The sequence below is a fragment of the Marinomonas sp. NPDC078689 genome, assembly GCF_044542435.1.
Taxonomy (GTDB): domain Bacteria; phylum Pseudomonadota; class Gammaproteobacteria; order Pseudomonadales; family Marinomonadaceae; genus Marinomonas; species Marinomonas arenicola.
This window is the reverse complement of record NZ_JBITUJ010000003.1, coordinates 400,302-424,335: the sequence shown is the minus strand read 5'-3', so window position 1 is coordinate 424,335 and position 24,034 is coordinate 400,302. Positions and strand designations below refer to the sequence as shown.

Below are 24,034 nucleotides of genomic sequence, written 5' to 3'. Positions count from 1 at the left end.
GTGGGTAGGCCTTTTTAGACAGTTTAAAAGGACAAGAAAATGATCGAGTTTGGTGTTCATTCTGAAATAGGTAAATTACGAAAAGTCATTGTTTGTCGACCAGGCCTTGCCCATTCTCGCCTGACGCCTGCCAATGCGGCTGAATTATTGTATGACGATGTGTTATGGGTTCAGCAAGCACGCACGGACCATATGGATTTTTGCATGAAAATGGAAAGTCGCGGCGTACAAGTATTGGAATTTGGTCAATTATTAAAAGAAACCATCCGCAATAAAAAGGCTCGGGCATGGATTCTGGACCGTCGTATTGATGAGAATCAAGTGGGCGTGGGCATGCTCAATGAACTGCGCAGTTGGCTTGATGGCATGTCTGATGATCAGCTGGCTGTTTTTTTAATCGGTGGTATTTCAGTGCATGACTTGCCATTCAAACCGCACGGTATGTTTGGTAATTATCTGGGTGAAGATGGCTTTGTGATTCCACCATTACCGAACACCCAATTTACGCGGGATAACAGTAGCTGGATTTACAACGGCGTCACTGTAAATCCTATGTATTGGCCTGCCCGCCGTCCTGAAACATTATTGATTACCGCTATTTACCAGTTTCATCCGGCTTTTGCTCCTGCGTTTAATCGTGGTGATTTTAAAATCTGGTGGGGAAATCCAGATGAAGATCATGGTCCGGCGACCGCCGAAGGTGGAGATGTGATGCCTTTAGGCAATGGCAGTGTGCTCATTGGTATGGGAGAGCGGACATCGCCTCAAGCGGTTGGGCAAATTGCACAACAACTCTTTGAACAAGGCACTGCCACTCGCGTGGTGGCTTGCCAAATGCCTCGTTCACGTTCGGCAATGCATTTAGACACAGTATTTAGCCATTGTGACCGTGAGGTAGCAACGGCATTTGTCGATGTGTGTGACGAGATCCAATGTTATAGCCTTCGCCCTGGCGACAATGCCAAAAATATTGATTTTAGAAAAGAAGAGAAGCACTTATTTGATGTTGCAGCAGAGTGCATAGGGATTAAAGCATTAAACATAGTACAAACCGGTGGTGATAATTATCAAAAAGAGCGCGAGCAGTGGGATGACGGTAATAACGTGGTGGCGTTAGAACCTGGCGTGGTGGTGGCTTATGACCGGAATACTTACACCAATACTTTATTGCGCAAAGCCGGAGTGGAAGTAATTACGATTAGCAGCGCAGAATTGGGAAGAGGGCGTGGCGGTGGCCATTGTATGACCTGTCCAGTTTGGCGCGACCCTGTTGACTATTAATAAGCGGTTCTACTAACGCACAACTTATTAATAGTCGGTTATAACAGACCATTGTGTTAGAGGGTCTGTTGACTAAGCCAGTAGCGAATTATTGATAAAACATCGGTTTATGCTTCTTTAATAAGTGGCCGATGTTATCTGCTGTTGCAGACCATTAGCAAAGGAACTCACAGATGTCATTTAACATACGAAATAAAAATTTTCTCAAATTATTGGATTTTAATCAGAGAGAAGTCAGTTTTTTATTGGATTTGGCTCGAGACCTAAAACGCGCCAAATATTCAGGCATGGAGCAGAAGGGACTACTAGGTAAAAATATCTGCCTTATTTTTGAAAAATCCTCAACACGAACATTTTGCGCGTTTGAAGTTGCAGCTTTTGATCAAGGCGCACAGGTTACGTATTTAGGCCCAACGGGTTCTCAAATTGGTAAAAAAGAATCGATGAAAGACACCGCCCGAGTATTGGGTCGGATGTACGATGCGATTGAATATCGCGGCTATGGTCAGAAGGTTGTTGATGAGCTTGCTCGCTATGCGGGGGTGCCTGTTTTTAATGGTTTAACCGATGAGTTTCACCCAACACAGATGTTGGCTGATTTATTAACCATGCAAGAAAATAGCCGTAAGCCATTGAGCGATATCAGTTATGCCTTTGTGGGAGATGCGCATTCTAACATGGGGCATTCGTTGATGATTGCGGGCTGCTTAATGGGCATGGACGTACGCATTGCCGCCCCTAAATCACTTTGGCCAAGTGCCGAGTATTTAACACCGGCGAAAGAGCTCGCGGAGCGCTACGGCGCCAGACTCACGATCACCGAAGACCCAAAAGAAGCGGTCAAGGGATGCGACTTTATTCATACCGATGTCTGGGTGTCTATGGGTGAACCTGACAAGGTTTGGAAAGAAAGAATTGAGCTACTCACACCGTATCGGGTGGACAGTGAATTGATGAAAGCCACCGGTGTCAGCAACACCAAGTTTATGCATTGTTTGCCGGCTTTTCATAATCGCGAGACTGTGATCGGGGAGGAGATGTTCCAAAAGTTCGGTATTTCTGAAATGGAAGTGTCTGATGAGGTATTTGAATCGGTTGCTGGTATTCAGTTTGAACAAGCAGAGAACCGATTGCACACGATCAAAGCCATGCTAGTGGCGACATTAGGCAACTGAGGAAGGGTTTATGCGAATTGTAGTTGCACTCGGTGGTAATGCCTTATTGAAACGCGGCGAGCCACTGACCGCTCAAGCGCAGCGCGCAAACATTAAAATTGCGGCCAGCGCATTGGCGAAAATTGCAGTGGGAAATGAGCTTATTATTACCCACGGTAATGGGCCGCAAGTTGGTTTGCTTGCGTTACAAGGCAACGCGTATAAACCTAAAGAACTTTACCCGTTGGATGTGTTGGGGGCAGAAACAGAGGGCATGATCGGCTACATGATCGAGCAAGAGATGGGCAATTTAGTCCCTGCTGAACGTCCATTAGTGACCTTGTTGACCATGGTGGAAGTGGATTCGCAAGATCCAGCGTTTTCTAATCCTACGAAATTCATTGGCCCGGTTTATGACGAAGCGAAAGCAAAACAAGTCGGTCAAGATAACGCTTGGACGATGAAGCCGGATGGCGACAAGTGGCGTCGTGTGGTGCCATCGCCGTTACCAAAGCGGATTTTTGAAATTCGTCCCATCCGTTGGTTATTGGAGAAAAACACCATAGTGATTGCCAGTGGTGGCGGTGGCATTCCAACGCTGTTTGATAAAGACCATCGTCTACAGGGCGTGGAAGCGGTGATCGATAAAGATTTATCCAGCGAATTATTGGCGCGCGAGTTGGATGCGGATTTGTACATCATGGCCACGGACGCCCCCGCGGTGTTTCTGGATTGGAATAGCCCGAAACAAAAAGGCATAAAAGCCGTCAATCCCACCGATCTTGCTCAGTATGAATTTGCCGCTGGGTCGATGGGACCCAAGGTCAACGCGGCTTGCCAATTCGCAGAAAAAACCGGTAAACGTGCCGCCATTGGGGCATTAGACGCATTAGAAGAGATAGTCGCGGGCACTGCAGGTACGCACGTTAGTCAGCAGACGCCAACCATGACGTGCTATTGATTGCTTAGGGTTTGGCTGTCTAGTGCTTAATAAATAATGTAACGAATCACTTAATGAATCACGCAGCGATCTGTTTGCTGTAATGGAGATATTTGACATGGCGAGTAAACACTTTTCAATCAAGCTATTGATCGGCGTATTAGTGTGCGCCTTGCTCGCTCTAGGGGGCTGGTTTTACTACCAAAGTCACCTAGAGTCCGCCATGCCGGATTATGTTGCTTCTGGGAACGGGCGTATTGAAGCGGTTGAGTATGATATTGCCACCAAATACGCAGGACGTTTAGAGGCGGTATCAGTCAATGAAGGGGATATGGTCGCAGCAGGTCAACGTCTGGCCACCATGAACACAGACGCAATTGAAGCGCAATTACGCGAAGCACAGGCGGCTTGGCGTGAGGCCCAGAGCAGTCGTGATTATGTGCAAGCAATGGTTGAGGTGCGAAAAAGTGAGTTGATTTACGCGCAAAGAGAGCAAGAACGCGCGGCAAAATTGGCCAGCTCGGGTCATATTTCACAAGAAAAACTGGATCAGGCAAATACCAAATACGTCACGGCAAAAGCCATGCTCAAAGCGGTGAATATTCAAGTCACGCAAGCGGAGTCCGGCATTGAAGCGACGCAAGCCGCCATTGCTAGGCTGCAAGTGACGTTAGACGAATCTTATCTTACTACGCCAATCCAAGGGCGTGTTTTGTACAAATTGGCGCAGCCTGGCGAAGTACTTGGTTCAGGAGGAAATGTCTTTACGGTTCTGGATCTGACGGATGTTTCCATGTCCATTTTTGTGCCTACGGAACAAGCCGGCAAAATACAGGTTGGCAGTGACGCACGTATTATCCTTGATGCTATTCCGCAGTATGTTATTCCAGCAAAGGTGTCATTTGTCGCCGCTAGAACGCAATTTACCCCGAAAGCAGTAGAGACTCGATCAGAACGTGACAAGCTGATGTTTAGAGTGAAAGTTACAATAGACCCAGCGCTATTAAAAGCGCATTTAAACGCAGTGAAAACCGGTGTACCAGGCAGTGCCTATGTGTTGCTCGACCAGCAGCAAGACTGGCCTGAAAATCTAGACGTTAAGTTGCCATAATGAGTACCACTAAGCCAAGCGTTGTTCGTCTTTCTGGAGTCTGTCATCGGTATGGTGATCTTGATGCGCTAAGTCAGATAGATTTGGACATTCCTGCTGGCTGCATGGTGGGGTTGATTGGGCCAGACGGTGTGGGTAAATCCACCTTGTTGGCCTTAATTGCTGGCGCGAGGGAAATCCAAGAGGGCTCTATTCAAGTCTTTGGTGGAAATATTTCGAGCGCAAAATACCGCGACAATATTGCTCCGCGCATCGCTTTTATGCCGCAAGGGTTGGGTAAAAATCTGTACGCGACTTTATCGGTGTTTGAAAACATTGATTTTTTTGGTCGCTTGTTTGGCATTCCAACCCCACAACGGCATAAGCAGATTGATGAGCTGTTATTGGCTACCGGATTAGCGGCGTTTCGTCATCGACCGGCTGGCAAGCTTTCTGGCGGTATGAAGCAGAAACTTGGCCTTTGCTGCGCGTTAATTCACGCCCCAGATTTATTGATATTGGACGAGCCAACGACAGGCGTTGATCCGTTATCGAGGCGCCAATTTTGGCAATTGATTGAACGTATTCGGCGACGCCGGACTGGCATGAGTGTCATTGTGGCCACCGCGTATATGGATGAGGCGGAATTATTCGATTGGATTATCCCCATCAACATGGGCAAGGTGTTGGACACAGGGACGGTTGCACAGATCAAGCAGCGTACCAACAGCGATACTTTAGAAGCGGCTTTTATTCATTTGTTGCCGGATGACGTAAGCCGCGCGCACCACGAATTAGTCATTCCCCCTTTGAACAGTAACAAGGCCGCCATTGCCATTAGTGCGCGTGGTTTGACGAAAACATTTGGTGATTTTACCGCGGTAGACAACATAAATTTAGACATTACTCAGGGCGAAATATTTGGTTTTCTAGGCTCAAACGGCTGTGGCAAAAGCACCACAATGAAGATGCTAACAGGGCTATTGCCGGTGAGTCGTGGAGAAGGCTTGTTATTTGGTAGCCCAGTTGAATCGAACTCAATGGCGATTCGTCATCGAGTCGGCTACATGTCTCAAGGTTTTTCGCTGTATGGCGAACTCACCGTGCTGCAAAACTTAGCCTTGCACGCCAAGCTGTTTCATATGCCAGCAGAAGAAGCCGAACAACGGATTAACCGATTATTAGACCGCTTTACCTTACGCTCCTATCAACATATGAACGCCATGGCGTTGCCTTTGGGGATTCGGCAGCGGCTGTCACTGGCGGTCGCTGTGGTGCACGATCCAGAACTGCTGATTTTGGATGAACCAACGTCAGGTGTGGACCCAGTCGCGCGTGATGATTTTTGGGCTTTATTGATCGATTTGTCACGTAATCACGGTGTGACCATCTTTATTTCAACCCACTTTATGAACGAAGCCATGCGCTGCGATCGTATTTCATTGATGCACGCAGGCAAGGTGTTGGTGACGGACACCCCAGAGGCGATCAGTGCCTCGCGCCATGCCAACACATTAGAAGAAGCCTTTATCGGCTATCTTGAAGACGCACAAGAACACAAAGAAGCGCCTCCTGCCGAGCCGGAAATCAATGAAAAAGAATACCCAATAACCGTTAATCGAGCGTTCAGTTTGCGGCGTTTATTTGGCTTTGGTTATCGAGAGTCTTTGGAAGTGTTGCGCGACCCCATTCGTTTGGCGTTTGCGTTATTGGGCTCCGCGCTCCTGATGCTGGTACTGGGCTACGGTATTTCTTTGGATGTTGATGACCTAACGTTTGCCGTATTAGACCAAGATCAAACGCCGCAAAGCCGCCAATATATTGAGACTCTCTCAGGCTCACGCTATTTTATCGAGCGCCCGGCGTTAAGCTCGAGCAGTGAGCTTGATCGGCGTATGCAAGATGGCGAACTGAGTTTTAGCCTGATTATTCCACCCAATTTCGGGGTGGATCTAAAACGCGGCCGCTCGCCAGAAGTGACTGTGTGGGTGGATGGTTCTATGCCATTTCGGGCAGAAACGATTGGCAGCTATATGCAAGGCGTGCACAGTGCGTACTTAACAGACTTGACGTTAAAGTCCCTCGGCTATGTGCCCAATACTTTGCCCGCCAGCATGGCATCACGCTATCGCTTTAACCAAGATTTTAAGAGCATTTATGCGTTGGCCCCGAGTGTTATTCCCCTGTTATTGATGTTTATTCCTGCCATATTGACGGCGTTGTCGGTCGTTCGTGAAAAAGAAATGGGCTCCATTGTTAATCTCTATGTAAGTCCGGCCACCAGACTGGAGTTTTTATTAGGCAAGCAGATTCCTTATATTCTGATTAGCATGGTGAGCTTTATGATCCTGCTTTTTGTGACCGTGTTTATTTTCCAAGTGCCCATCAAGGGGGATCTTTACGCGCTCTACAGCGCGGCATTGATTTACATAGTGGCCACCACGGGAATTGGTTTGTTAATGTCGACCTTTACACAGACTCAAATAGCGGCTTTGGCTGGAACGGCGATAGTGACGTTACTGGTTACGGTGAGTTTTTCCGGCTTAACCAGTCCAGTTTCGTCGTTGGAAGGCATTGGACGCTTGATGGGGGAGAGTTGGCCTGCGACCTATTTCATTATCATTATTCGCGGCATCATCACAAAAGGTCTTGGCTTCGCGGAGTTAGCGTCATCTTTTCAGTATTTGCTGCTGTTTGCGCCTCTTTTTACGTTACTTAGCGTGTTGTTATTGAGGAAGCAAGGCCGATGAAATTTCGCATATTAGACACCAATATAGTGCAGTTAAGCATTAAAGAACTGCGCAGTTTATGGAACGATAAAGTCTTATTAATATTAATCGTGTGGGCGTTCAGTGGCGGTATTTATGTGGCGTCAACCGCGTCGTCTCAAGAGCTTAATAATGCTCCCATCGCCATTGTTGATGAAGACAATTCGCCCTTGTCCAAAACGATTGGCAATGCTTTTACGCAACCTTATTTTAATACCCCTGCTTACATTGAATACAGTGCTGTTGAGCCGGTGTTAAATGCGGGGCTCTACACCTTTGTCATTATCATACCGGCGGGCTTTCAAAGTGATGTCATGGCGGCAAAACAACCCACGCTTCAAATCAATATTGATGCAACGCAAATGTCTCAAGCTGGCATTGGTGATGGGTATATTCAAAACATTGTGAGTGGGGAAATTAAGAAGTTCGTAACCGGTAAGCTGGAGGCCTTTACGTTATCCGCCACCTTGATTGTTCGTAATAAATATAACCCGAATCTGACGAGCAGTTGGTTTGGGAGCATTATGGAAATCATCAATAATGTCACCATGTTGTCGATTATTTTGGCCGGGGCTGCGGTGATCAGGGAACGAGAACATGGCACATTAGAGCATTTACTGGTAATGCCTGTTAAACCGTTAGAAATTGTCCTTTCTAAGGTGTTGGCGAATGGTCTCATGGTGCTGGTGGCCGCGACATTGTCACTTATTGTCATGGTGCAATATGTATTGCAGGTGCCGATTCGAGGCTCTGTTGGGTTGTTCGTTTTAGGTGTGGCGCTGCATCTGTTCGCGACCACTTCAATTGGCATTTTCTTAGGAACCGTTGCGCGCACCATGCCGCAATTAGGCTTGTTGTTTATCTTAACGGTGCTGCCTTTGGAAATGTTATCAGGTGGGATCACCCCTTACGAAAGTATGCCGCAAATCATACAAAATATTATGCAAATTGCACCGACAACGCATTTTGTTAATTTGTCACAAACGATTCTGTATCGTGGCGGTGGTTTTAGCATTATCTGGAGTCAGTTATTGATACTGCTGTTGATTGGCAGTGTTTTCCTTTTGGGGGCCGTGGGTCGGTTCAGAGCGTCGGTTGCGAATGCGTAAAAGGCGTGCCCCGTGCTGAGTGCAACGAGCACGCATTAAAAACGCTTTTTAGTTTTGGTATGTTGAGTCCGCGGTTAAAATGGATAGTGCTGTTTGGGGTCTTCAATGGTGATCCAGCGCAAATCGGTAAACTCAGCAATCGATGAGGTGCCACCAAAACGCCCATAACCACTGTCTTTCATGCCCCCAAATGGCATTTGAGGTTCACCGCCTAGGGTTGGACCGTTAATATGGCAAATGCCAGATTCAATGTGATTTGCGACCTGCAGGGCACGCTGAATGTCACGAGTAAAAACCGCCGCCGATAAACCATATTCGGTGTCATTGGCCACATGGATGGCTTCTTCAACGCTTTTGACTCGAATAATCGATTTCACCGGACCAAACGATTTTTCTTGGTAGATGCGCATCTTTGAGGTGACATTATCGAGTAGTGTGGCTTCCACCATAGTGCCTTTAATGCCACCACCGGCGGTAAGGTTCGCCCCTTTGGCAAGCGCATCTTGAATCAATTGGTTCATCTTTTCTGCGGCATCAAGAGACACGAGGGACCCAAGAAGCACCTCGTTTCTTGGGTCTCCTGTGGTCAACAGCGCTGCTCTAGCCGAGAGTTTTTGGCTGAACTCATCCGCCACGTCCTTATGCACTATCAGTCGCTCAGTCGCTCAGTCGACATGCAGATTTGCCCTTGGTTCATGAAAGCACCAAACAGCGCGGCATTCACGGCACCGTCTATGTCCGCATCTTGCAACACAATAAGCGGTGCTTTTCCGCCTAATTCAAGTAATGCAGGCTTAAGGTTTTCAGCCGCTAAGCGCCCGACAATACGACCTATTTTTGTGGATCCAGTAAAATTGATGTGTTTCACCAATGGGTGCTCAATAAGCGCTTTGACTATTTCTGGTGCGTCCTCAGGGGCATTGGATAAAACGTTTAAACCCCCCACAGGAAAGCCAGCTTCGGTAAAAATTTGGCCAATAAGAGATTGAGTGGCAGGGCATATTTCCGAGACTTTCAAAATAACTGTATTGCCGCAAGCAATGGCCATGGCAACGGCGCGCGTGGCGAGAATAACAGGCGCATTCCAAGGGGCAATGCCAACACAAACGCCTTTGGGTTTATGGACACTCATGGATAAGGTGCCCAGCTTATTCGAGGGAATAACTTCACCACCGACTTGTGTGGTGATGGCCGCCGCCTCTCTTAATAAGCCCGCAGACAGCATTGTATTGAAGCCAGACCACATGGTCGTCGAGCCTGTTTCCGTCAACATAAGCTGAGCAAACTCAGCGCTTTTGCTTTCCATAATGTCGGCGGCTTTTAGCAGTCGCTGACGGCGCTCATTCGGGGTTGTTTTTGACCAGGTTTTAAACGCGTCGTGTGCTGACGAAACAGCGCGGTTAACATCGTCAATGGTGGCGGCCGCAGCAGTGCTTGCTACATTGCCGGTGACTGGGTCGATACGTTCAAATGTGGCACCATTTGATGCTTTGACATTTTCTGAGCCGATTAGTAATTCAACATTCATGTGATGACTACTCCTAAAAAAGCACAAACGGTTTTTAGATTGATGCGCATAGGCCGCTTAATTTGGCTATTAAACGGCCATAGAAGGTTATTGTTTCTCTTTTTTGGGGTCTTCAACGCGATAGCCAACGGGCAAAAAGCGCCAATTAAAGCGACGTTCTAATTCTCCCCAAATGCCTTTTGGTAAAAAGAGTGAGAAAGCAATGGCGATCGCGCCTAGGCTCACGAGATACCAAACACCGGTGCTACTAAACCAAGTCTCAACAAGGAAAAAGATAATGGCACCAAGAATGGCGCCTTCAAATTTACCGATACCACCCACCAGCACCATAAAGATCATATAAGCCGACCATTGCACGCTAAAGTAAGTTTTCGGCAAAAACGTCGTCGCGCTGGTTAACCAAAGCGCCCCCGCTGCACCTATGCCAAACGCTGCAATAACAAACAGCAAACGTTTGGTTTTCTCTGGTTTAACGCCAATCGATGTGGCGGCTTCCTCGTCATCTCGAATGGCTTGAATCGCGGAGCCTGTTTTGCTGCGTAAGACAAAAAACAACAAAGTCAGCAAGCCTGCCATTGAGCCAAGCGTTAGCAGGTAAATAATGGTGAGACGTGACCCTGAGTCGTAGTGATTCAGGCTGACAAGAGAAATGCCTGTTTCTCCTTGAATCAAGCCATCGAGGTTCACCATCAAATGCAAAATGGACGCAATAACCCACATACCAATGGCAAACTCACCGCCTTTTAAACGCAGCATAATCAGGGAAATAGGGTAGGAGATTACGCCGACGATCACTGCAGACAGGCCCACAGAAATAAACGGGTCTAAACCAACGTTGGCAAGGCGAATAGTGAAATACGCGCCGAGTCCAAAAAAGGCTTGTTGGCCCACAGAAATTAATCCCCCATAGCCTGCCAATGCATTCCACATGGCGGCTAAAATGACGTAAATAAACAGCGCGGTAAGTCTGTCTAGCATCCCGTTAGAAGCAAACAAGGGTGCCAGCGCTAAAACAAGCAGAACCACTCCAGCGACCATGACGGCACGACGGGAGGAGGGGGTCCAACGTTGGATGGATACATTTTTTGCCCACTGACTCATTTTGACACCCCTAAAGCGAATTTAAGACGATGGCCTACCCCACCTTTGGCGAGGATTAAGCGGATTAAAAGAATGATAATGAAGAGGATGTGTCCACCTAAGAGAAAACCTTGAGGGTGAATGTTGGCGCCGATGGTTTGGGCAAATGCCAAAATAATACCGCCAATCAGAGTTCCCCAAAGAGAACCCACTCCACCAATAATGGTGGCTTCAAAGGCGAACAACAGCTGAGGGCCACCGGAGTAGGCATCGAATACGCCTCTGACGCCGAGCGCTAAGCCAGAAACCGCCACAGTGCTCATGGCCAACGCCGTGGCAATGGCACTGGCTCTTTTCGGATTAATCCCCACAATACCTGCGGTATCTGGGTCGTGGGCGGTGGCTCTAATTTGTCTTCCCAATGCGGTTTTTTTCATGAAAAGCTGTAAGCTGCCCAAAATGACGATGGCCGCTATTAAGATATAGACGGAGGTTTTGCCGACATAAAAGCCGCTAAACAACTCCCATGATTCCCACGAAAGGTCGCCAATATAAGGGGCCAGAGAACGGGTGTTTGCACCGAAATGCTCAAACAATAGATTCTCAATGACAATGGCCAAACCAAAGGTGGTGAGTATCGGGAGTAATTCTCCGCCACGGGCGCTTTTTTCCAATAAAAAAGCCTGTAATGCCCAGCCGATCAACATCATCACAGGGATGACAATGAGCAAGCCAACGAAAGGCGAAATATGGTAATGCTCTGCAAAAAACCAGAGCAAATAACCAGCGAAAACAAGCAGGCTACCATGGGCTAAGTTAATGATTTTCATAACAGAAAACATAAACGACAGCCCGCATGCTATGAGCGCATAATAGCCACCTAAGAGGATGGCCTGAATAATTTGATTGGTCACTTTTACTCTCCACTATTTGTTTTTATTTTATGAAGGCCGAAGTAAGCATCGGTTATCTCATCACGGGTTATGTCTGCCATTGGCTTATCGAGAACAATTTCGCCTTCTAGCATGCACACCGCGCGACTGGCGACTGGCGACTTTCATCGCACGGGATAAGTCCTGCTCTACTAAAATGATGGTGGTGTCTGTTGCTAACAATTTTTCTAAATTCTGATACACCTGATCGACGACCAAGGGGGAGAGTCCTAATGACACTTCATCAAGGATGAGAATGTCTGGGTTACTCATTAACGCTCGACCAATGGCGGTGGCCTGTTGTTCACCACCGGACATGGTGCCGGTTTTGGTATGACGTCTTTTGATTAGATTTGGAAACACCTCAAAGATCTTTTCGACATTCCATTCTCCTTTACGGGCAGAGGTGGCGCCCAACAGCAGATTTTCTTCTGTCGTCATATTGGTGAAGAGTTTTCGACCTTCTGGCACTAAGGCCAACCCTGCATTAACACGTTGATGGGAAGGCCGTTGTGTGATGTCGTTATCGTTTAAATAAATTCGTCCTGCGGTGAGGGTATGGGCACCACTAATGGCGCGTAAAAACGTGGTTTTACCGGCGCCATTCGCCCCAATAAGCGCAATGACTTCGCCTTTTTCAATGCTTAGGCTAACATTACGGACGGCTTTTAATTGGCCGTGGCGAACGTCCATATTTTCTATTTTTAAACTGCTCATTCGACGCCACCTCCAAGGTATGCTTTTATCACTTGAGGGTCACTTAAGACGGTTTCTGGGTCTCCATCGGCAATGATTTCTCCGGAATCCATGCAAATAAGTCGCTCCGCAACCTGCAAAAGCACATGCACTATATGTTCTATCCAAAGGATGCCAATGCCACGACGACGTAGCTCTTTGATGGTGTCGACCAATTGGATTGATTCGGCTTCTGTTAAGCCGCCAGCGATTTCATCTAGCAATAAAAATTTGGGTTGAGTGGCCAATGCTCGTGCAAGCTCTAGACGTTTGCGGTCTAGTAGTCCCAGAGAGTCCGCTTGGCGATTCGCGACATGCTCCATGCCACTTAGCTGAATCGCATCAAGGGCAAACTGATAGGCGCTTTCTTTTGTGGAGTCGACGCCGTATGAGGAGGCGACTAACACATTTTCAAACACCGTCATGCCACCAAAGGGTTTGGGGATTTGGTGGGTTCTTACGACGCCTAGGCTGCATCGCTCGGAAGCCGATTTATCAGTGACTTCTTGATCGTTTAAAAAAATCGAACCTTCGTCCAAGCTAAACGCCCCCGCAAGGGCGCTTAGCAGGGTGGTTTTGCCTGCGCCATTGGGACCTACGATTCCAACGGCTTCGTCTGTTTTCATAGAAAAATCGACGTTTTTCAAAACGGATACACTGCCAAAGTGTTTAACAATGCCATTGGCCAGCAAGCCGTCTGATGTGGTGTGTGTCATCATTGTGTTCTCGCTGTTTTAGGCGTTGTATGGGGTCAATTTATGGGTGACAGGCACATTTCTGTCGGTGGCATTTTCCGTGATCAAATAATCAAATTGGAACGGGCCTTTTTTCGATTTGACCCATTGAGTGCCTATGATTGGCGCGGATGCAACGTTTGGCACTGGACCGCTGGTAAAGTCAACTTGACCTGCAATGGTACTGACATTCAATTTTCGCATTGCCATGGCAACATTGACTTTATTTTTAGGGTCAATGGAGGTTTTTAAGGTTTCCATCGCGGCATCAAATAATGACAAGCACGCTCCGATTTGCTGAGTCCATTGTTTGCTCGTTTGCGCTTCATAAAGGTCACAGAGTTGGGTACCTGTTTGGCCTGTTAATGGTGAACGATATGGGAAGTCTTTGTGCCAATAACACGCGCTAGCAAGGTTGTTACCAAGTCCACCGAGCGCTTCGATATCGGAAGGGAACAAGCCTGTTCTGGCGATTTGAGCGATTTTAATTTGGCGTGTTAACCCTTGCTGAGCCGCTTGACGCCATAACGCCGCAAAGTCAGATGGGATGGGAAAAGCATTAAATATTTCGATGCCTTCTCGTTTAAAGAGAGCGATTTGTGACGAGAAGTCAGAGGTGCCGGTTTCATAAGCACCAGGGTCGACAATTGTGTAGCCAGCGGCTTCGAGCTTAGGTTTTAAAAAGGTTCGAATGGCATTACCATCGGCGTCGTTAGGGTACATAACGCCGACTTTTTTGTTGGTTTTAATGAGGCTCCATTGAGAAATGTAGGTTTTGTAGAACTCATCCACACCAAAACTAAAATGATACGTCCACTTAAAAGGAGACGGTTGACCTGGTTTTGCACCGCGACCAAAATACCAGGATTCCCACGGCATCACCGCAGACAAACAGGGAATGCCAGCGGCTTCACAAGCATCGGACACTGGGTTGATTGTCTCTGGTGCTACGGTTACTAGCATAAAATCAATATTTTCATTATTGATTAGATCTTTTGCCAATTGCCCCGCACGAGAAGGGTCCGATTGGCTGTCACGATCGAGGATTTCAATGTCATAGTTTACATTGTTGATGGTTAACCCATTTGCTAAGGCTTGGCGTACTTGAGATAAGACAAAAGGGTCCGTTTCGCCAAAAGCCCCCAGATGGCCAGTACGAGGAGAGATAAATCCAAGTCGTAGTTTTTTATCTGACTTTGCCGCCGCAAGTGTCGGGTTCATCGCCACAACAGCGCCCCCCACTAGAGCGGAAAGAGTGAATTGACGTCTTGATATGCCTGTTTTATTTATTTTTTTCATATTAAAACTCCAGAGTGTCCAGCTGCTAAATCGAGCTAGGGTTAAGTAAACAGTGTCATTGGTAAATCGTCTTAGATGTTAAAGTTGTGGCAAGGAGTTATCGTCATTGGCAATCGTGATCCAGCGTAGTTCAGTAAACTCGTTAATCGAACTGCTGCCTCCGAAACGCCCATGTCCACTGGATTTCATACCACCGAAAGGGGCTCTAGCATCGTCTGCTATCGTGGTTGAATTAATGTGACAAATGCCGGATTCGATGCGCTTTGCGATCTTCATCGCCCGGTAAGTGTCTTGACTAAACACCGCAGCAGCCAGGCCAAACTCACTGTCATTCGCGATGGTGAGAGCGTCATCGTCTGAGCGACAGCGAACGATATGGACTAATGGACCAAAGCATTCTTCATAGTAAATACGCATTGACGGTGTCACGTTATCGATGACAGTGGCGTCCAAAAAGAAGCCGTTTACCTTGCCGCCGCAAAGCACGGTTGCGCCTTTTTCTACGGCATCGTCAATCAAGGCTTGCAATCGCTTCCCAGACTTAATATTGATGAGAGCCCCAAGTGGGTGAGACGAATCATTGATTAAGCCACTGGTTAATGTTTTGGCTTTTTCAACAAAGCGCTGAATAAATTGGTCGGCAATAGGGTCTTGTAAAATGATGCGTTCGGTGGAAATGCAAAGCTGTCCTTAATTCATAAAAGAGCCATACGAAGCGGCCTCTACGGCTCGCTCTATGTTGGCGTCATCAAGCACGATAAAGGGGGCTTTGCCACTGAGCTCTAATAAACAGCGTTTAAGGTGTTTGGCGGCTAGTTCTGCAATCAAACGACCAACACGAGTAGAGCCAGTAAAGTTAATGTGTCGAACGGCAGGGTGAGAAATAAGAGCGTCAACGACGTCGCTTGCCTCATCTGGGCGATTAGTAATGATGTTAATGACATTTTCTGGAAAGCCAGAGTCATTAATGATTTCAATCACCCGTTGGTGTGTTTTAGGGCAAAGTTCTGATGCTTTCAAAATGACGGTGTTGCCACAGGCAAGCGGCATTGCGATTGCGCGCACAGATAACAATATAGGGACATTCCACGGCGGAATGCCAAGACAAACTCCAATGGGTTGCTTAACGGCAAGAGACAAGGAATGCGCCGAGTCATTGGGCAATACATCGCTGGTGATTTGCGACGTTAAACTGGCGGCTTCTTGTAAGAATTCGACAGCGATGTCGATATTCATGTCTAGAAAATTATCGACCGACCCGACTTCTTCTGCGGCCAATTGCTTTAATTCTGCGCTGTGCTTTCTAATATTGGCAGCCGCGTCCAACAATAATTTTCTTTTTTCTTCAGGTTTAACATCAGACCATTTAGGGAACGCTCGGGCTGCCTTATCAACAATAGCAACGGCCTCGCAAGCGGCTTTTTTGTAGTCCGCGTGCGCAAAAGGCGAATTCGATAAAGGTTTTATTTGATGATGTCGTATCAAATGCTCTGTGGTCATAATTTGTTACCTATCCTGACTCAGCTTATTGTTGTTATTGCAGCACTCAGTCTTTGCATTAGGCTTTTAAAAAGCGTTATTTTGTTTTTATTTTGCTTATGCGTAGATTATTAATTAGGCTGCAGTGAACGTAAATGTTGTTTTTTGGTCTATAGTTGTTGATATTTGGTTTTCAGTACAATGTTTTTTTGCTGGGTTTACGTATTATGAATCAATCAGTTTCCGTTAATATCCATGTTCATGCCCGTTGTGAAATTCATGAAACGACCTTGTTTCATAAGAAAATAGAACCTAAACGAGGCCTATACGAAGGGTTTGCTCATGTGTTTTTTTTAGCGTCTGGCAATGCTTGGTTAAACGCGGCAGGGCAGAAGATGGAAATGCACACGGATTCGATTGCCTACATTCCTGTGTCGGGCTCTTTTTCAGTGTCTATTGAAGCGGGCAGCACGGGATACCTGTTGGGTGTTTCTCAATATTTGCTTATCGAATTATTGGGTTCGAGTGCTGAGTCTGTGTTACTTCGAGAGTTTTCCGAGCGACATACCTACCTTGATGCTCCTGATGGTCATTTTGTTGAAGAATTTCATAATCTCGCTCAAGGGTTTTTGAATGAATTGAATGATGATAAACGCGGTTCTAGAATGGCCATTTCTTCTTATTTTAGCCTGATATTGATGGGGCTATGGCGGGTGTCTGGCAGCCAAGAGTCCGCCGATCAGGCGATGGGGGAAATCAAAACATTGCTGCAAAGTTTTCGCCATCTGGTGGAAATACATTATCGGGAACGCTGGACCATTCAGCAATACGCTGCGGCTTTATTGGTGAGTCATGATCGGCTTCATTCCATCTGTACTCGGACCTTGTCTAAAACTCCGAGCCAGTTGGTGCAAGAAAGGGTGATTTTTGAAGCTAAGTTGCGGTTAGAAAGGTCGGGGAGCAGCATTCAACAATTGGCGCATGATTTGGGGTTTTCTGACGCCACTACCTTTAGTCATTACTTTAAGCGTTACTCAGGCACGACCCCAGCAGCTTTTAGGCGAATGATTAAAAAGCCGCATTTAGTCCCAGCGGATTCGTTGTCGTTTGGGCACGCTGATTGGCCATAATGCCACGTGCAGTATTGGCTCTTGCTCAGCAGATAAAAAGTAGCGAGTAGCTTTTGAGTCTATGTATTCTTATGTAACCTTTTGAAAAAGTGACTGGGTATTTGTGAGTGTTATCGTGTCATCAAATAGCCGTCGCTTTCTTTTCCCTGTATTCTTCATCTTCATAATCTCTAAGGATTTTCTTCATTTTTCTGTGTTCTCTTACGTATTCTTTATGCTTTTTGGAAAATATTTACCCTATTGATATTTGAAATAATTATAAAGAATAAAAGGAATATGATGAAATACGCTATGGTAATATCACCAAAGGCACTACTATAATGAAGACGTTTTAGATAAAGCAGGTATGCTTCTTCTAATGATGACAAAAATAAAAATAAGAATGGAGTGACTCATGACTATCTCTTCAAGATGCTCATCTACAATGTTCAAAGTAAGCCTTGTTACCTTATCCGTAGCGGCGGCATCGTCTGCGTATTCCGCAGGCTTCTCTCTTGGTGACCAAAGCGCCACCGCGTCGGGGTCAGCACTTTCTACTGCGGCGGCGTCCAGCGAAGACATTTCTTTTAGCTATTGGAACCCAGCGCTTTTCCTTAATGCGAAGAAAAATACTTTCTATGTCTCTGGGGCTTACATCATGCCCAAGATGGACGTGAGTAATATCGAAGCAAAAGACGCGGCAGGTCAATCAATATCAGGGTCTTCAACCAATACTGACTCTGTTGATAACGCAATAGTGCCGTCCTTGTATTATGCCATGCCGTTATCCGATGATACGGTCGCGGGCTTTTCTATAAACGCGCCATTCGGTCTATCTGGTGATTATGGGGACGATTGGGCAGGGCGCTTTCATGCCACAGAAACAGGCTTGCAAGACATTGCTTTAAGCTTCTCTCTTGCCCATCGTGTCAATGATTGGTTCTCAGCGGGTGCCAGTGTGCAGGTGCATAAAGCAGAAGTGACTTTAGAATCTGCGGTAGGAACGACTGTTCCATCTCAAGGTGGAGAAGGGTTGGGGAAAATTGAAGCGGATGATATTGGTTATGGTTACAGCCTAGGTGTGTTATTCACCCCAGTGAAAGGTACCCGCATTGGTGTGGGTTACCGTAGTAAAATCGACTTTGATTTTGAAGGTGACGTAAAATACACAAGTGACAGTCCTACTTTTTCGGGCTTAGTTTCTGCTAAAAGCTTAGTAGATGCAGATGTTAGTGATTCACTCACCTTCCCTGATATCTTGACCATCAGTTTAGAGCAAGCATTAACGCCTAAATTGAAGCTGGGCTTGAGTGTGATTCGCACCGGTTGGAGCTCTATGGATGATGGTTTAAACATCGACTTTGATAGCGATCAAGATAATTCAAAACTCACCTTCGGCTTTGAAGACCAATGGATGTATTCTGCAGGCTTAACTTACGATTACTCTAAAAAGCTAACACTGCGTACCGGTATCGCTCGCGATAATTCGCCAGTGACCGATGAATACCGCTCCGCGAGAACCCCAGATGGGGATCGTACCTGGTACTCAATGGGTGGCACTTACCACTTTAGTGAAACTTCATCAGCGACCTTTGCCTACACCTATGTAGACATTGAAGATGTGTCGGTTGATCGTACTGATTTAGATGAAGACAGCGCTCGAGGCACTTACAGCGCAGATTATTCTTCTTCTGCCAGTGTTATCTCGCTCGCCTATAACATGTCTTTTTAATCACATGCCTTATTTGATCAAATAAGACTTGTAGAGCGAAAATTCTTAAACCTTGTACTGAAAAGCCAGATCCCAATAGGGTCTGGCTTTTTGCTGTTTAGGGGGTAGGCATTACTATCAAGGCATTTCTATGAAAGTATGTTTAGTCATCATGGTTCTGCTGATTTCTTGCTAAATATGTATTTCTCTGTCGGTTCAACAGTCAGTTCAACAGTTGGCTAACAGTCATTTCAATCGTGATTTAATGGCGAGTAGAGTGTGGCGTGAATTTAATAGAATAGAAAATGAATAGGTCAGAGAGCGTGTGGCAAGTGTGATGAAGAATAGAGTAGGGAGTCATTGGCTTCAGCTCTATCAGTCTAGACGCAGCGACAAGCTAAGAAAGACGTTTAGTAAACCATGCGCAGTTCTTTGGCTTTCTCATGGTTGTTATTGGTCCAATCTGTCATAGGCGCTGGTTTTGCGTAGTAATAGCCCTGTAAGGTGTGACAGCCCAGTGCGATGAGCAAATTCGCTTGCTCTCTGGTTTCAATCCCTTCTGCAATGACTTTCATATTAAGAGAAAGCGCAAGCTGAATGGTGGATTTAACGATGTCTAGGTGACGCTGGTCGTCTGGTAGTGGGGCAACAAAGCGACGATCTATTTTCAGTACGGTAGCCGGAATGTCGATCAGCTGTCCCATGGTAGCTTGTCCGGTGCCGAAGTCATCAATCGCAATGACGAAACCATATTGGTGCAAGGCTTTTAAGCGTTTATGGATGAGCGGGTTTGTCATCACAGGGCTGGTTTCTGTGATCTCAAGCTCAAGCATATCGCTTAACCAAGGGTGATCTGCAGCCAGTGACATTAACAACGCAAAGAAGGCATCGTTCATCAGCTCTTGACCGGCCAAATTAAACGCAACAGGCGTGTGAATGTGCTCGTCATGCCATTCGCTTAGCGTAGGAATCAATGAGCGAAGTAGATTCTCGGCTAGCACGGGCAATAAGCCTAGTTTTTCCGCGATATTAATAAACACAAATGGAGAGACAAAATTACCGTCTTCTTTTTGCCAGCGAGCAAGGGCTTCAAAAGAGCAAATTTGACCATTGGGTGCAACCTGAGGCTGTAACCACAAAACAATGTCATTGCGTTTTATTGCTGCACCGAGCTGCAGACCGAGCTGGTGCTCTTCCACCAACTTACGTTCAAGTTGGTGATCATAATAAGAGTATTTATCCGCACTGTTTGAGTACTCTAGTGCCATTTCACAATGCTCAAGTAGCTCTTCAGCGCTCTGACCGTTGTTTTGGTAGTACGCAATGCCAACTTGATAATCAATATTGAGTGCGTTGCCATCCATTCTTATTTGTTCAGGAAGTACGGATTTGATCAGTGCGGACAAATTACGTTGAATCAAATAGGCCTGCCCTAGTGGGAGGAAACAGGCAAATTTCACACCTCGTAAGCGACTGATAATAGTTTGATCCGATAGTCTACTTTGCAGTGTTTTTGAGAAGTTGAGAATGATGCGGTTAGCGTTGTCCTTCCCATATTGTTTGTTTAACAGCTTGAATTGACTGATACGAATAATAAACATCGCGCCAGTATAATGTGTTTTTTCTTGTTTTATTCTTTGATTTACCTGACTGCAAAAGTAATGAAAGTTTGGCAAGCGGGTAAGGGCATCAAAATGGACTAAGCGGCTATTGGTTTCTTGTGAATCTTCTAGCTCTTGTTTAAGGGCTTTTAAGTGACTGATGTTCTGCAAGTGCAGCATATAGTGGCCATGGTTTGTCAGTGTTGCCCGATGGACCTCAATATAAACATTAGCGTCTTTCTTTAATGTGCACTCAACAGCATTGGATTGCCAAAAATACCGTTCTGTTTTTTGGTTCAACGGCACCAACCAAGATTGGATTTTGCTGTTCTCAATTTTGTCTTGCTGGGAAAGTGAGAGCAGTTTACGTGCAGGCTGATTCACCTTTAGTACTTTCCCATATTTATTACACAGTAATGTAGGTGTACCTGTGTGCTCAAAAATTTCTTCATAGAGGGTGTAGTTTCTGTTTAACCGGCGATAAAGCGATTCAAGGTGAGTGGCATTTTGCTCCAGGGTAAACATGATCCTAGAGACCGCAAAAGGCAAAGCGAAGTTCAAAGTGACAAAAGTCAGTACTTGGAAATAGAAAGAGGCAAAGGCGGGTACCACACCAACAGAGCCTGTTAACTCTAAGCTGTGAGAATCCGTCACAATCAAATAGAAGGAACCCAAATTTGCAACACTGAGTAAAAAAGAAAGGCGGAAACCAAACAGTAATCGTGCCATTAAAGGCAATGAGTACAATGAGATCAAACCGTATTTAGCCGCATGAGAATCATTTGAAAGAGTCACAAGCAGCAAACCAATGACGGCAAGGGTGCCAAGGAATAGAAGGGAGCTGGCTTGAGTGTATTTTTTACAGAAAAACAGCAGCGCAAATAATAAGGTTAGGCAAAGGCTATTAACAATCAGGAAAAGTTCGCTGTCTTTATCGGTCGCAATGAACAGGCTATTTAACTCAACACCAAGGAAAACGAGCAGAGTTAAGGTGATCAAGATCCGCAGCGCACTTTGCTGAAAGGTGTTCTTGTTGTACCGGTTAAGTTGGGCACGATCAACTAAGAAAAATGCTTTTAAAAAGTCAATTAACATCGATTAACTTCACCAGCCGATAGAAAAACCTGATTCATTTCAGGGGATTACTAGAGGCTACCGAAAAATAACGATGATGACTATCCTGTTTTTGACTATAAACAAATAAAATCGAAAAGAAATTGTCAAGACGGTGCGTTTTGTTGGTTGATCTTGCTATCTTCTGGCTATTTTATGAACATTTTTTCCTTTTTGTTAGAGTAATCTCAAAGTAACGCTGAACGACAGATCCAAACGCCTTCTGTTTGGGTGAGCGCTTAGAGACTTAAAGATTAGCTCTTACATTGGTAATGGAAATTATTGACCGCTGCCGTTTTTAAATCATATTCACAGGCATTTTCTCTCATCAGGTTATTGCCTTCCCAAGAGACGCTCATTACCTCTGGCGCTTTTTTTCCATAGCTTGGAATAAAGCGGTAAGCAGCAATGACATCAATACTACTGTTTGCGCCTAGTTGAACACTTTGGCCAATTAGGCGCTGATGAGTCTCGATGTTATACAGGGTGTAATCGGTTGTGTATTCACGGCTGCCATTGCTGTGTTCAAAATTGAGCCAGATTTTACGGTAGGTCTGAGGACTGGAAGTTGGATTGGTTAAGCGCAAGCGAGTGTAAATGATTTGGGCTTGTGCAAAACTTGGTTGCGGGCGCTGTGACACCTTTATATAAGCACTGCTGTCTTTTTGCCATGCGGTTTTGGCTCCAAAAGACGCATCTACAATTTCAATGGTTTGTTTTTCAAAATGCGAACTTAGGTACTGAGTGGCATCTTTTATGGGCGCATAAAGCGCAAGAGCAGCAAGCGCGCCAATAATAAACTTATTCAGATTTAGACTTTGTCTTCTAATGCATAAACTAATCATATCCACAGCCTCGGCAGTTATTGTCACTGTTTGTTTATACAGTACTGTATATAAAAACAGTAAAGCTGTATAGATGTTTTTGTAAGATTGTGTGATTTTTGTGCTTCTTTTATGATTAAGCCTGATAAATCAACAGAATAAAGAAATCTAAAAATAATGTTTGATTTTATCTAATTGATTGAAATATAAGGATATATCGATGATTCCCACAGCCTTCTTCACGGTTTTTGTGGACAAAAAAATCCGTCCCTATTTTTTAAACATTTCAGCTATTTTTGGGGATTTAATGGCAATCTAAGAGTCAATCTCTATAATGCAGCCAACTTAAAATACAGAGGTTTAATGTGGAAAAAGTGGATGTGGTGATTATTGGCGCGGGCGCATCTGGTTTGATGTGTGCAGCAACGGCAGCGTACCGTGGTAAGCGAGTTGTTGTGCTCGATCACGCAAATAAAGCAGGCAAAAAAATTCTAATGTCAGGCGGTGGTCGTTGTAACTTTACTAACATGGACGCTGCGCCAAAACATTTTTTGTCTGATAACCCGTATTTTTGTATTTCTGCGTTGCGTCGTTACTCTCCTCAAGATTTTGTTGATCTCGTAGATCGTCATGGTTTGGATTATGTTGAGAAAACGCCGGGGCAATTATTTTGCGAGCATTCAGCGAAGGATTTACTGGACATTCTCTTAACGGAACTGGAATGGTCGGGTGCCGAGCTTAAACTCAATACCAAAATCTATAACGTCGATTATCAGAATGAGCAAACGATCATTAAGACCAATCAAGGTGACTTTGCGTGTGAATCTTTGGTTATTGCCACCGGAGGCTTGTCTATCCCCACCATGGGCGCCAGTGGTTTTGGGTATGATATGGCAAAGCAAGTAGGGCATGATATTTTGCCAACCAGAGCGAGCTTGGTACCCATTACGGTACAGCCTGATCGAAAGGCTCAACTGGCAGAACTCTCAGGCATTGCGTGCGACATAGAAGCGAGTGCAAATGGCACCGCATTCCAAGAGCCAATGCTGTTTACCCATCGCGGAGTCAGTGGCCCTGCGATTTTACAAATCACCAATTTTTGGCAGCCAGGTGAAGCGCTTCATATCAACATAGCGCCTAATTTGACATTAGAAAGTCTACAAGCGGTTCGTCAAAATACACCAAAGAAAAGCTTTGAAGGCGTTTTGTCTAATCACTTGCCAAAGCGCCTAGTGGAATTGATCAAAGGGCAATTCTCTTGGTTGAATGAGCGCAGTGCGCAAACATCGAATGAGCAGATCGAAAGCTTATTTCACTACCTTGCCAATTTTGACATCGCCCCTAATGGTACAGAGGGGTATCGTACCGCAGAGGTTACTTTGGGTGGTGTGAATACCAACGAAGTGTCTTCTAAAACCTTCGAGTCCAGCAAGCAAAAAGGATTGTATTTCATTGGCGAAGTACTTGATGTGACAGGTTGGTTAGGCGGTTACAACTTTCAGTGGGCATGGGCCAGTGGCTTCTGCGCTGGTCAGCATGTGTGATAC

At 45.7% G+C, this 24,034-nt stretch carries 18 protein-coding genes and 1 pseudogene; 9 read left to right on the top strand and 10 right to left on the bottom strand.

Going from position 1 to position 24,034, the window contains the following annotated elements; genetic code table 11:
• Positions 1-39 precede the first annotated feature (39 nt).
• From ACIGBN_RS08165 to ACIGBN_RS08140, 6 genes are all read left to right on the top strand, one after another.
• Complete coding sequence (locus ACIGBN_RS08165; protein ID WP_133003442.1) at positions 40-1,281, top strand: arginine deiminase; 1,242 nt, start codon at positions 40-42, stop codon at positions 1,279-1,281.
• 173 nt (positions 1,282-1,454) lie between these two features.
• Positions 1,455-2,456, top strand: a complete 1,002-nt coding sequence (gene argF, locus ACIGBN_RS08160; RefSeq protein ID WP_396664731.1) for an ornithine carbamoyltransferase — start codon at positions 1,455-1,457, stop codon at positions 2,454-2,456.
• Between the two features lie 10 nt (positions 2,457-2,466).
• Positions 2,467-3,396 (top strand): carbamate kinase, encoded by a 930-nt coding sequence (gene arcC, locus ACIGBN_RS08155; protein WP_396664730.1) that lies wholly within the window; start codon positions 2,467-2,469, stop codon positions 3,394-3,396.
• Positions 3,397-3,493: 97 nt separating this feature from the next.
• Positions 3,494-4,486 carry an HlyD family secretion protein gene (locus tag ACIGBN_RS08150; RefSeq protein WP_133003445.1) on the top strand — a complete coding sequence of 331 codons (993 nt, stop codon included), beginning with the start codon at positions 3,494-3,496 and terminating at the stop codon, positions 4,484-4,486.
• Complete coding sequence (gene rbbA / locus ACIGBN_RS08145; RefSeq protein ID WP_396664728.1) at positions 4,486-7,215, top strand: ribosome-associated ATPase/putative transporter RbbA; 2,730 nt, start codon at positions 4,486-4,488, stop codon at positions 7,213-7,215. The genes ACIGBN_RS08150 and rbbA overlap by 1 nt, the downstream gene beginning before the upstream one ends.
• Positions 7,212-8,342 (top strand): ABC transporter permease, encoded by a 1,131-nt coding sequence (locus ACIGBN_RS08140; RefSeq protein ID WP_396664726.1) that lies wholly within the window; start codon positions 7,212-7,214, stop codon positions 8,340-8,342. Before rbbA ends, ACIGBN_RS08140 begins: the two co-directional genes overlap by 4 nt.
• 74 nt (positions 8,343-8,416) lie before the next feature.
• Here the strand turns inward: ACIGBN_RS08140 and ACIGBN_RS08135 are convergent, their stop codons facing one another.
• The 8 genes and pseudogenes from ACIGBN_RS08135 to ACIGBN_RS08100 form a co-directional block, all read right to left on the bottom strand.
• The gene (locus tag ACIGBN_RS08135; RefSeq protein WP_396664724.1) at positions 8,417-8,989 is read right to left on the bottom strand and encodes an aldehyde dehydrogenase family protein; all 573 of its coding nucleotides are present in this window, start codon (positions 8,987-8,989) and stop codon (positions 8,417-8,419) included.
• Positions 8,990-8,991: 2 nt separating this feature from the next.
• Positions 8,992-9,870, bottom strand: a complete 879-nt coding sequence (locus ACIGBN_RS08130) for an aldehyde dehydrogenase family protein (protein ID WP_396664722.1) — start codon at positions 9,868-9,870, stop codon at positions 8,992-8,994.
• 87 nt (positions 9,871-9,957) lie between these two features.
• The gene (locus tag ACIGBN_RS08125) at positions 9,958-10,971 is read right to left on the bottom strand and encodes a branched-chain amino acid ABC transporter permease (RefSeq protein WP_133003449.1); all 1,014 of its coding nucleotides are present in this window, start codon (positions 10,969-10,971) and stop codon (positions 9,958-9,960) included.
• Complete coding sequence (locus ACIGBN_RS08120; RefSeq protein ID WP_133003450.1) at positions 10,968-11,864, bottom strand: branched-chain amino acid ABC transporter permease; 897 nt, start codon at positions 11,862-11,864, stop codon at positions 10,968-10,970. The genes ACIGBN_RS08125 and ACIGBN_RS08120 overlap by 4 nt, the downstream gene beginning before the upstream one ends.
• An 84-nt stretch (positions 11,865-11,948) precedes the next feature.
• A complete protein-coding gene (locus ACIGBN_RS08115; RefSeq protein ID WP_396664720.1) occupies positions 11,949-12,599 on the bottom strand; it encodes an ABC transporter ATP-binding protein in 651 nt (216 codons plus the stop codon).
• Positions 12,596-13,336 carry an ABC transporter ATP-binding protein gene (locus tag ACIGBN_RS08110; protein ID WP_396664718.1) on the bottom strand — a complete coding sequence of 247 codons (741 nt, stop codon included), beginning with the start codon at positions 13,334-13,336 and terminating at the stop codon, positions 12,596-12,598. Before ACIGBN_RS08110 ends, ACIGBN_RS08115 begins: the two co-directional genes overlap by 4 nt.
• A gap of 15 nt (positions 13,337-13,351) precedes the next feature.
• Complete coding sequence (locus tag ACIGBN_RS08105; protein WP_396664716.1) at positions 13,352-14,650, bottom strand: ABC transporter substrate-binding protein; 1,299 nt, start codon at positions 14,648-14,650, stop codon at positions 13,352-13,354.
• A gap of 78 nt (positions 14,651-14,728) precedes the next feature.
• Positions 14,729-16,150, bottom strand: a pseudogene (locus tag ACIGBN_RS08100) (aldehyde dehydrogenase).
• A gap of 206 nt (positions 16,151-16,356) precedes the next feature.
• Between ACIGBN_RS08100 and ACIGBN_RS08095 the strand changes: the two are divergent.
• Positions 16,357-17,259: a helix-turn-helix transcriptional regulator gene (locus tag ACIGBN_RS08095; RefSeq protein WP_396664714.1), complete on the top strand. Its 903-nt coding sequence runs from the start codon at positions 16,357-16,359 to the stop codon at positions 17,257-17,259.
• Positions 17,260-17,683: 424 nt separating this feature from the next.
• Positions 17,684-18,970 (top strand): OmpP1/FadL family transporter, encoded by a 1,287-nt coding sequence (locus ACIGBN_RS08090; RefSeq protein ID WP_396664712.1) that lies wholly within the window; start codon positions 17,684-17,686, stop codon positions 18,968-18,970.
• A 389-nt stretch (positions 18,971-19,359) separates the two neighbouring features.
• Here ACIGBN_RS08090 and ACIGBN_RS08085 read toward each other — a convergent pair whose 3' ends face one another.
• Complete coding sequence (locus tag ACIGBN_RS08085) at positions 19,360-21,645, bottom strand: EAL domain-containing protein (RefSeq protein ID WP_396664710.1); 2,286 nt, start codon at positions 21,643-21,645, stop codon at positions 19,360-19,362.
• Between the two features lie 272 nt (positions 21,646-21,917).
• On the bottom strand, positions 21,918-22,508 hold the full coding sequence (locus tag ACIGBN_RS08080; protein ID WP_133003458.1) for a hypothetical protein: 591 nt from the start codon (positions 22,506-22,508) through the stop codon (positions 21,918-21,920).
• Between the two features lie 392 nt (positions 22,509-22,900).
• Here ACIGBN_RS08080 and ACIGBN_RS08075 point away from each other — a divergent pair, with 392 nt between their 5' ends.
• Entirely contained in the window at positions 22,901-24,031 is a 1,131-nt protein-coding gene (locus ACIGBN_RS08075; RefSeq protein ID WP_396664807.1) for an NAD(P)/FAD-dependent oxidoreductase, read from the top strand.
• Positions 24,032-24,034: the final 3 nt, after the last annotated feature.

Bases quoted from the DNA above. Each gene is read 5' to 3' on its own strand.
- ACIGBN_RS08105 (WP_396664716.1), bottom strand. From the start codon at position 14,650: ATGAAAAAAATAAATAAAACAGGCATATCAAGACGTCAATTCACTCTT.
- ACIGBN_RS08090 (WP_396664712.1), top strand. From the start codon at position 17,684: ATGTTCAAAGTAAGCCTTGTTACCTTATCCGTAGCGGCGGCATCGTCT.
- ACIGBN_RS08095 (WP_396664714.1), top strand. From the start codon at position 16,357: ATGAATCAATCAGTTTCCGTTAATATCCATGTTCATGCCCGTTGTGAA.
- ACIGBN_RS08110 (WP_396664718.1), bottom strand. From the start codon at position 13,336: ATGATGACACACACCACATCAGACGGCTTGCTGGCCAATGGCATTGTT.
- argF (WP_396664731.1), top strand. From the start codon at position 1,455: ATGTCATTTAACATACGAAATAAAAATTTTCTCAAATTATTGGATTTT.
- ACIGBN_RS08125 (WP_133003449.1), bottom strand. From the start codon at position 10,971: ATGAGTCAGTGGGCAAAAAATGTATCCATCCAACGTTGGACCCCCTCC.
- ACIGBN_RS08085 (WP_396664710.1), bottom strand. From the start codon at position 21,645: ATGTTAATTGACTTTTTAAAAGCATTTTTCTTAGTTGATCGTGCCCAA.
- ACIGBN_RS08075 (WP_396664807.1), top strand. From the start codon at position 22,901: ATGTGTGCAGCAACGGCAGCGTACCGTGGTAAGCGAGTTGTTGTGCTC.
- ACIGBN_RS08080 (WP_133003458.1), bottom strand. From the start codon at position 22,508: ATGATTAGTTTATGCATTAGAAGACAAAGTCTAAATCTGAATAAGTTT.
- ACIGBN_RS08165 (WP_133003442.1), top strand. From the start codon at position 40: ATGATCGAGTTTGGTGTTCATTCTGAAATAGGTAAATTACGAAAAGTC.
- arcC (WP_396664730.1), top strand. From the start codon at position 2,467: ATGCGAATTGTAGTTGCACTCGGTGGTAATGCCTTATTGAAACGCGGC.
- rbbA (WP_396664728.1), top strand. From the start codon at position 4,486: ATGAGTACCACTAAGCCAAGCGTTGTTCGTCTTTCTGGAGTCTGTCAT.
- ACIGBN_RS08140 (WP_396664726.1), top strand. From the start codon at position 7,212: ATGAAATTTCGCATATTAGACACCAATATAGTGCAGTTAAGCATTAAA.
- ACIGBN_RS08115 (WP_396664720.1), bottom strand. From the start codon at position 12,599: ATGAGCAGTTTAAAAATAGAAAATATGGACGTTCGCCACGGCCAATTA.
- ACIGBN_RS08150 (WP_133003445.1), top strand. From the start codon at position 3,494: ATGGCGAGTAAACACTTTTCAATCAAGCTATTGATCGGCGTATTAGTG.
- ACIGBN_RS08130 (WP_396664722.1), bottom strand. From the start codon at position 9,870: ATGAATGTTGAATTACTAATCGGCTCAGAAAATGTCAAAGCATCAAAT.